The organism is Anaerosalibacter bizertensis (assembly GCF_009696605.1).
Lineage (GTDB): Bacteria > Bacillota > Clostridia > Tissierellales > Sporanaerobacteraceae > Anaerosalibacter > Anaerosalibacter bizertensis.
Genome location: NZ_VULR01000044.1, coordinates 1 through 1,245, shown reverse-complemented (window position 1 = coordinate 1,245; position 1,245 = coordinate 1). Strand labels below are relative to the sequence as shown.

Genomic DNA, 1,245 nt, shown 5'->3' with positions numbered 1-1,245 from the left:
AATAGAAAAGATTTCGGAGTATTTTAATATTAATGATGAATTATCAAAAGGCGATCTTAAAAAGCTTGTTTTAAAGGAATTTAATAATGTAAGAAATATTTGTAAATCAAAAGATATAGTATTTGTTTATGGTCAAGGGAAAAGAAAAACAGAAGAACAAAAAAGATATGAATTGTTTGAAGAGTGGCTTAATAAGCTTGATACATATGAAAAACATTTAGAAATAATGGGAGAAAGAAATAGTTATTCTAAAACGGATCATGATGCTACTTTTATGAGATTAAAAGATGATCATATGAAAAATGGACAATTAAAACCTGCATATAATATTCAATGTGCAACAAATGGGGGATATGTTGTAGATATAGAAGGATTTAGTAATCCAGCAGATATGAGGACTTTACCCACTTTTGTTAATAATTTATTGCAAAAATATGGTATAAAAATAGATAGGGTTGTAGCCGATTCAGGCTATGAGAGTGAGGAAAATTATCTGTACTTAAAACAAAATCAAATAGAAGCTTTCATAAAACCATCGAATTATGAATTAAAGAAAACAAGAAAATATAAAAAAGATATATCTAAAAAGGAGAATATGACTTACTGTAAAGCTGGTGATTACTACATTTGTCATAATAATAAAAAGCTCAACTTTGAAAAAATCATATATAGAAAAAATAAATATGGATTCAAAAGTGAATCTAGAGTTTATTTATGTAAAGATTGTTTAAATTGCAGATATTCTCATGATTGTATTAAATTTAAAAATAAATCTGGATTGAAACGAATATATGTGGCAGAACGATTTGAAAATTTAAGAAAAGAATCAGAACAAAATATAACTACAAAAGAAGGAATTATAGAAAGACTTAATCGTTCAATTCAAGCTGAAGGAATATTTTCATATATAAAATCGGGAATGAGATATTTAAGATTTAGACATAGGAGCATGGAAAAAATTGTTGCAGAAATGAAATTATTGAGTTTTGCCATAAATATAAAGAAATTAAGCAATAAAATGAAATCTAATAAACTGGGTTTCATAAAATATAAAGAGACAATTTAATTATAAAAAATACCATAAATAAAATGTAACTTAGAAATATCTAAGTTTTCTTTGCTATACCTAAAATTAGACTAAGAAAAATATATTTGAATTTATAGAAACTTAGGTACTTCAGTTGTTAACTTGAACATAAAAAAAGAGGCATTTCATAACTGATAAATCAGTTATGAAACAGCCCC

Annotated in this window: 1 protein-coding gene; it reads left to right on the top strand. The window is 25.1% G+C overall.

The annotated features are described in order from the left end of the window. A partial coding sequence (locus tag FYJ27_RS12590; RefSeq protein WP_154485140.1) for a transposase occupies positions 1-1,066 on the top strand: 1,066 nt, incomplete at its 5' end. Positions 1,067-1,245 lie beyond the last annotated feature (179 nt).